We start from the raw sequence: 5,621 nt of genomic DNA, 5'->3' as shown, positions 1-5,621 counted from the left end.
CATGTCCACCTGCGAAACGTCGAACTTCCGCAGCGCCGTCACCGACTTCAGCGTGTCGTCGCCCACGTCGATGTCGACGAGCAGGGTGCCGCCGTAATCCTTGATCTGCTGGCGTCCGTCGGTGCTGAGGGACTGCTGGAAGTCGCCGAGCTTCGACGACGGCAGCTTGCGGCCATTGGCCAGCGTCAGCGCGTTGATCAGCGGCTGGGTCGGCCCGTTGATATAGTCGGAGGTAGCGTAGCAGCAGTTGCCTTCGCTCTTGCTGTAATCGCCCACCAGACGGATCGAGACCGCATCCGACGGTTCGAACAGCAGTTGCGCCTTGGCGGCAACGGTGTCGTTGTTGTTGTAGCGACGGCCGTTGGTCGGATCGGTGTAATAGCCGCCCTGCAGCGAGCCGAGACCCGCGACGCGCAGCGCCAGCTTGTCGTTCAGCGGAATGTTGCCGGCTGCACGGGCGACGACGGTGTTGTAGTTGCCGTAGGTCACGTCCAGCATCCCGCTCGCCTCGTCGAGGCTGGGCGTGGCGGACGACAGCAGCAGCGCGCCTGCCGTGGTGTTCTTGCCGAACAGCGTGCCCTGCGGGCCGCGCAGAACCTGCAGATTGTCGATGTCGAGGAAGTTGTTGAGCGCAGCCGCCGCGCGGGTGCGATAGACGCCGTCGATGAACACGCCGACAGAGCCTTCGAACGACCGGCTGTTGCCGGTGGTGCCGAGGCCGCGGATGATGAGGTTCGCCGACGAGGTGGCGATGTTGGTCACGCGGAAGCTGACCGACGGGCTGATCGCCTGGATGTTCGAGACATTGTCCACCCGCGCGTTCGCAAGCGCTTCGGCATTGGCGGCCGTGATGGAAATGGGAACGTCGCGCAGATCCTGGCTGCGGCGCTGGGCGGTGACGATGATGTCCTCAAGCCCTTCGCCGGTGTCGACGGTTTGCGCAAGCGCGGGGATGGCGGGCGCAAGGACGGCCACGCTGGCGGCCAGCCAGAAACGAATAGTCACGGTAATGCTCCTCCCGGAGGCGACCTCTCCCGTTGTGGGCGCCTTCCTTCGGGGCTGACTAACCGATCAGTCAGTGGGCTGCAACCAACCCAAACCTTGCGGAATGGAGAGGTCGGCCGGCATTTCAGCCTGGTTTCGCCGCAATTCCGTTCAGGATCGTGCGCACCAGGTCCTCGCCATAGGATTGCTTCAGGCTTTCGCCCATTTCCTCGATCCCGAAGGCATATTTCATCGCGAACAGGCCATAGAAGAGATGGTCGCTGGCCCCGATCACATGGAAATAGAAGCTCATCGGGTTCACGTCACGGAACGCGCCGGCGGCCTTGCCCTGCTCCAGGATGGCGGCCTGCGCGGCCAGCATCGGCTTCACGATGTTGACGGAGATGCGCCGCCGCGCCTCTTCGCTGGACGAGAGGAGATAGTGCATCAGCCGGTTGAGATAGGGGTAGCGGTAATAGACGTTCAGCACGCCCAGGATGTGCAGCCGCAGCTTTTCCGGGGCCGGCATGTCCCGCTGCACCAGCGTTTCCAGCCGCAGGATCGAATCCCCCACGATCTTTTCCAGCAGGGCGAGCAGCAGCCCGTCCTTGTGGCCGAAATGATATTTGATCAGCGCCGAACTGACGCCGCTGCGCCGCGCGATATCATGGATTGAAACATCGATGCTGCCGCGCTCGGTCATCAGCGCGCTCGCCGCCTCCATCAGCTGCGCACGCCCAAGACCGGCGCAGCGGCGATCCGCCACTGCTGCCACTGTTGCCATCATCCCTCCCCCGGTGTTCCCCAGGTCCCGACGCATCCTAGCGCGTGATAGGCAAAAGCGCGAGACGAGAAATACGGCAGGCAGGCTGCCAATTTGCCGAGGTCGGTGACTTACCGACCGGTAAGGGCCTTCAGCTGCCAGCCCGCGATCAGCAGGCCGCCGTCCGCGCGGGCGACAGAAACGGCGGCATCCAGCGACTCGCGCTCGGCGTCCAGCAGGGCGAGCTGCGGCTTCATGCCGGTCTTCACCTCCAGCCGCGTGGACCGCAGCGCCTCGGCGGCGGCCTCCTCGCGGCGGCGGGCGGCGTCCGCCATGCGGCGGGCGGCCGCCAGGCCTTCGAAGGCGGCGATGGTTTCGGCCTCGATCTCGCGGCGCGCGCCCTCGCTGGCGGCACGGGCCGCGCCCGCGTTCGCGCGGGCTTCCGCGATCCGGCCCTGCCGGCCGCCGTCGAACAGGGTCCAGCGGGCGCGCACGCCCACCACGGCCTGGTCCGCCACATAATCCGGGAAGAACTGGTCGCGCACCGCCGAGGCCTCTGCAAAGGCGCCGACGGTCGGCAGCCAGTCGGCCCGCGCGGCCTTCGCCTGCGCGTCGGCGGCTTTTGCGGCGCCTGCGGAGGCCGCGATCGCCGGGCTCCCGGCCAGTGCCGCGGCAACAGCCGCCTCGCGGGTGGGCGGTCCTTCGGGCGGGGGCGGGATCGGGCCGGGCGCGTCTGCGGGCAGGCCGGTCAGCGCCGTGAAGCGGGCGGCGGCGGCGGCCTCGGCGGCGCGCGCGCCTTCCAGCCCGGCTTCCGCCTCTGCCAGCCGGGCGCGGGCCTGGCTGAGATCGGTGGAGGGCGCGTCCCCTGCCCGGAAGCGAAGCCCCGCCTGCCGCTCGATCTCGCGCATCTGGTCCAGCTGGCGGTTGCGCAGGTCACGCTCGCGCACCGACGTCACCAGCCCCGCATAGGCGGCTGCCACCTCCACCGAAATCCGCGCCCGCGAAAGGCGGGCTGCGGCGTCCGCACTGCCGCGCGCGGCGCGCGCGGCCTCCCGTCCGGCCAGGATGCGGCCGCCGGCGAACAGCGGCTGCTCCAGGCTCGCCAGTGCGGCGCGCGGGGTGACGTCGGCGGCCTGAAGGCCGAAATAGCCCTTCGGGTCCAGATGCCCGGTGCCATAGGTGCCGGACAGGGTGGCCGTCGGCAGCAGCGCGCCGTCGGCCTGCGCCACGCGCGCCTTCGCGGCGGCCAGCCGGGCGTCCGCCTCGGCGATGGCGGGGTTGCCGGCAAGCGCGGCGGCCAGCGCCTCGTCGAGCGTGACGGCGGCAGCCGGCGCAGCCGCTCCGAGCAGCAGGGTGGCGGCAAGCAGGCGCATGGCTGTCCTCAGCGGAAGGCGTTGCCCGCCGGCAGGCCCAGCTTGCGGAAGATGATGGCGGCCGGGCAGAAGCCGGTGAAGGCCGCCTGCACCATGTTGGCGCCGGCAAAGGCCGACAGCCACAGCCACAGCGGGTTCACGAAATGCCCCAGCGCAAGGCCGGCCAGCACGACAGTGCCTGCGAAGGCGAGGACGGCGCGGTCGATGTTCATGGCAACTCTCCTCTATTTGCGGGTGCGCAGCTTCTTCACGCCCATCACATCGAGCGCGAGCTTTTCGTAGAAGGGCTCGGATTCACCCCGCCGCACCTTCATCAGGAAATATTTCTCGAAGGCGATCTTCGCGAGATGGACCCATTTGCCGCTGGACGACCAGTTGGTGTTGCGTGGCGGGATCTGCGGCTGGGCCACGAAGGCGACGCCGCCGTCGCCGAAGTCCGCAAGGCAGATGGCGTTCCAGCTGGCCTCGAAGGTCGGCTCCTTGCCGTCCAGCAGGTCGGACAGGTTGTGGGCGATCGCCGTCACCATGCTCTCGATCATGAAGCCCGTCTTCGGCACGCCCACGGGAACGGGCGTGGGGCCGGTGGGCGGAATGGCGACGCAGACGCCCAGCGCGAACACGTTGCGGAAGGTCGGGTTGCGCTGGTGCCTGTCCACCAGGATGAAGCCGCGCGGATTGCTCAGCCCTTCCACGCCGAACACGGCCGGCACGCCCCGGAAGGGCGGCATCATCATCGCCAGGCCGAAGGGTAGGTCGTGCGTCTTCTTCACCTGCCCGTCGTCGCCCACTTCCTCGATATGCATCAGGCCGGGATCGACAGAGGTGATGCGGCTGGAGGTGACCCATTTGATGTGCCGGTCGCGCATTTCGCTTTCCAGCAGGCCCTTGGTGTCGCCCACGCCATCAAGGCCCAGGTGGCCGACATAGGGCTCGGAGGTCACGAAGGTCATCGGCACCCGGTCGCGCACCTTGCGGCGCTTCAGTTCCGTGTCAAGCAGCATGGCGAATTCATAAGCCGGGCCGAAGCAGGAGGCGCCCTGCGCCGCGCCCACGATCACCGGCTTCGGATCGGCGGCCAGCCGGTCGAACACCTCGGCGGCGGCGACGGCATGATCCGTCTGGCAGATGGAAATGGTGTTGGCGTGGGGGCCGAAGCCGGGAATCTCGTCGAAGGCGAGATCGGGGCCGGTCGCGATCACCAGCCAGTCATAGGACAGGCTCGTCCCGTCGTTCAGCTCCAGCCGGTTCTCGCCCGGATGAACCCGCTTCGCGCCGGCCGAGGTGAAGCCGATGCCCTTCTTCTTCATCACCGGCGGCAGATGGACCCGGATCGCCTCCGCCTCCCGCCAGCGCACCGCGACCCAGGGGTTCGAGGGCACGAACCAGTAATCGTCCGAGTTGGAGACGACCATCACTTCGGCCCGTCCCTTCACCGCGTCGCGAATCTCATAGGCAGCGATCGTGCCGCCGAGTCCCGCGCCCAGAACAATGATCTTCGGCAATGACATGTCCGTCTCCATCCCCTCTGGTTGCCCCTCCAGTCAGCTTTCGCCTTTTCCGGCCCGGCTTCCAGTGCTCTTGACTGTATATTAGCTTTATACGATATATGCAAGTATCCAATCGGGAGATTCAATCCATGTTCGGATTCCGCAAGGCTCAAGACCCCCGCGACATCAGCCCGGCGGCGCTCGCCGCGATGGTTGAGGCCGGGGAGGCGATCATAGTCGATGTGCGCGAGCCGCACGAATTTGTGGCCGGCCATATTCCGGGCGCGGTGAACCTGCCGCTTTCGGGCTTTTCGCCCGCGCAGCTGCCCGATGCGGGCGGCCGCAAGCTGGTGCTGAACTGTGCGGCGGGCGGGCGATCCGCCCGGGCCCTTGCCGCGTGCGAGGCAGCCCGCGCATCGGTGGACGGGCATCTGGCCGGCGGCATCGGCGCCTGGGCGGCTTCGGGCCTGCCGGTCGAGCGCGGGGCCTGACGATGCGCGCAGCGCTTGTCCTCGCCGCGCCGCTCGCGCTCGCGCTGGCGTCGTGCGGCAGCGAGCCGGAGGCCGCAAGGCCGAAGGCCGAAGCCGCCGCAGCGGGGGAGCGCCTGATTGTCGCCAGCACACCGCTGGTCGACATGGCCGACGTGCCGGCAACCGTCACCACGCGCGACATGGCAGAGGCGCGGGCCCGGATTCCGGGCGTCATCACGCGCCTGCATGTGCGCGCCGGGGACAGGGTGTCTGCCGGCCAGCCTGTCGCCACCATCACCGACACGCGCCTCGGGCAGGAAGCGGCTGCCTATGGCGCCGGCGCGGCTGCCGCCGAAGCGCAGGCAGCGCGGGCGAAGGCCGATCTTGATCGCATCCGCTTCCTTCACCGCGAAGGCGTCTATGCCCGGGCAAAGCTCGACGAGGCGGTCGCCGCCTCGCGGGCGGCTGATGCGATGCTGGCGGCGGCCCCCGCCCACCCGGGCGCGGGGGAGGCGGTGGAAGGGCCGGGCGTGGTGCGCGCGCC

General features: G+C 68.6%; 7 protein-coding genes. 2 read left to right on the top strand and 5 right to left on the bottom strand.

What is annotated here, in order from left to right:
* The 5 genes from ACE3O8_RS12660 to ACE3O8_RS12640 all read right to left on the bottom strand — a co-directional run.
* Positions 1–1,005 (bottom strand): TonB-dependent receptor plug domain-containing protein (locus ACE3O8_RS12660; RefSeq protein ID WP_374390296.1); only part of this gene is annotated, 1,005 nt, incomplete at its 3' end.
* Between the two features lie 124 nt (positions 1,006–1,129).
* On the bottom strand, positions 1,130–1,768 hold the full coding sequence (locus ACE3O8_RS12655) for a TetR family transcriptional regulator (RefSeq protein WP_374390294.1): 639 nt from the start codon (positions 1,766–1,768) through the stop codon (positions 1,130–1,132).
* A gap of 110 nt (positions 1,769–1,878) precedes the next feature.
* Positions 1,879–3,120, bottom strand: a complete 1,242-nt coding sequence (locus ACE3O8_RS12650) for a TolC family protein (protein ID WP_374390292.1) — start codon at positions 3,118–3,120, stop codon at positions 1,879–1,881.
* 8 nt (positions 3,121–3,128) lie between these two features.
* On the bottom strand, positions 3,129–3,332 hold the full coding sequence (locus tag ACE3O8_RS12645; RefSeq protein ID WP_374390291.1) for a DUF2892 domain-containing protein: 204 nt from the start codon (positions 3,330–3,332) through the stop codon (positions 3,129–3,131).
* Positions 3,333–3,344: 12 nt separating this feature from the next.
* Positions 3,345–4,628: an NAD(P)/FAD-dependent oxidoreductase gene (locus ACE3O8_RS12640; RefSeq protein WP_374390289.1), complete on the bottom strand. Its 1,284-nt coding sequence runs from the start codon at positions 4,626–4,628 to the stop codon at positions 3,345–3,347.
* Between the two features lie 128 nt (positions 4,629–4,756).
* On the opposite strand from ACE3O8_RS12640, the gene ACE3O8_RS12635 reads away from it, so the two are divergent.
* Together ACE3O8_RS12635 and ACE3O8_RS12630 are read left to right on the top strand one after the other, a co-directional pair.
* On the top strand, positions 4,757–5,098 hold the full coding sequence (locus ACE3O8_RS12635) for a rhodanese-like domain-containing protein (protein WP_374390287.1): 342 nt from the start codon (positions 4,757–4,759) through the stop codon (positions 5,096–5,098).
* A 2-nt stretch (positions 5,099–5,100) separates the two neighbouring features.
* On the top strand, positions 5,101–5,621 hold a 521-nt coding region (locus tag ACE3O8_RS12630; RefSeq protein ID WP_374390285.1), incomplete at its 3' end, for an HlyD family efflux transporter periplasmic adaptor subunit.

Source organism: Sandaracinobacter sp., from assembly GCF_041909755.1.
Classification (GTDB): Bacteria; Pseudomonadota; Alphaproteobacteria; order Sphingomonadales; family Sphingomonadaceae; genus Sandaracinobacteroides.
This window is presented reverse-complemented; position numbering and strand designations above follow the sequence as displayed.

What these genes read in the sequence shown, in the direction of transcription:
- ACE3O8_RS12655 (WP_374390294.1), bottom strand. Translation starts at nt 1,768, where the DNA reads ATGGCAACAGTGGCAGCAGTGGCGGATCGCCGCTGCGCCGGTCTTGGG.
- ACE3O8_RS12650 (WP_374390292.1), bottom strand. Translation starts at nt 3,120, where the DNA reads ATGCGCCTGCTTGCCGCCACCCTGCTGCTCGGAGCGGCTGCGCCGGCT.
- ACE3O8_RS12645 (WP_374390291.1), bottom strand. Translation starts at nt 3,332, where the DNA reads ATGAACATCGACCGCGCCGTCCTCGCCTTCGCAGGCACTGTCGTGCTG.
- ACE3O8_RS12640 (WP_374390289.1), bottom strand. Translation starts at nt 4,628, where the DNA reads ATGTCATTGCCGAAGATCATTGTTCTGGGCGCGGGACTCGGCGGCACG.
- ACE3O8_RS12635 (WP_374390287.1), top strand. Translation starts at nt 4,757, where the DNA reads ATGTTCGGATTCCGCAAGGCTCAAGACCCCCGCGACATCAGCCCGGCG.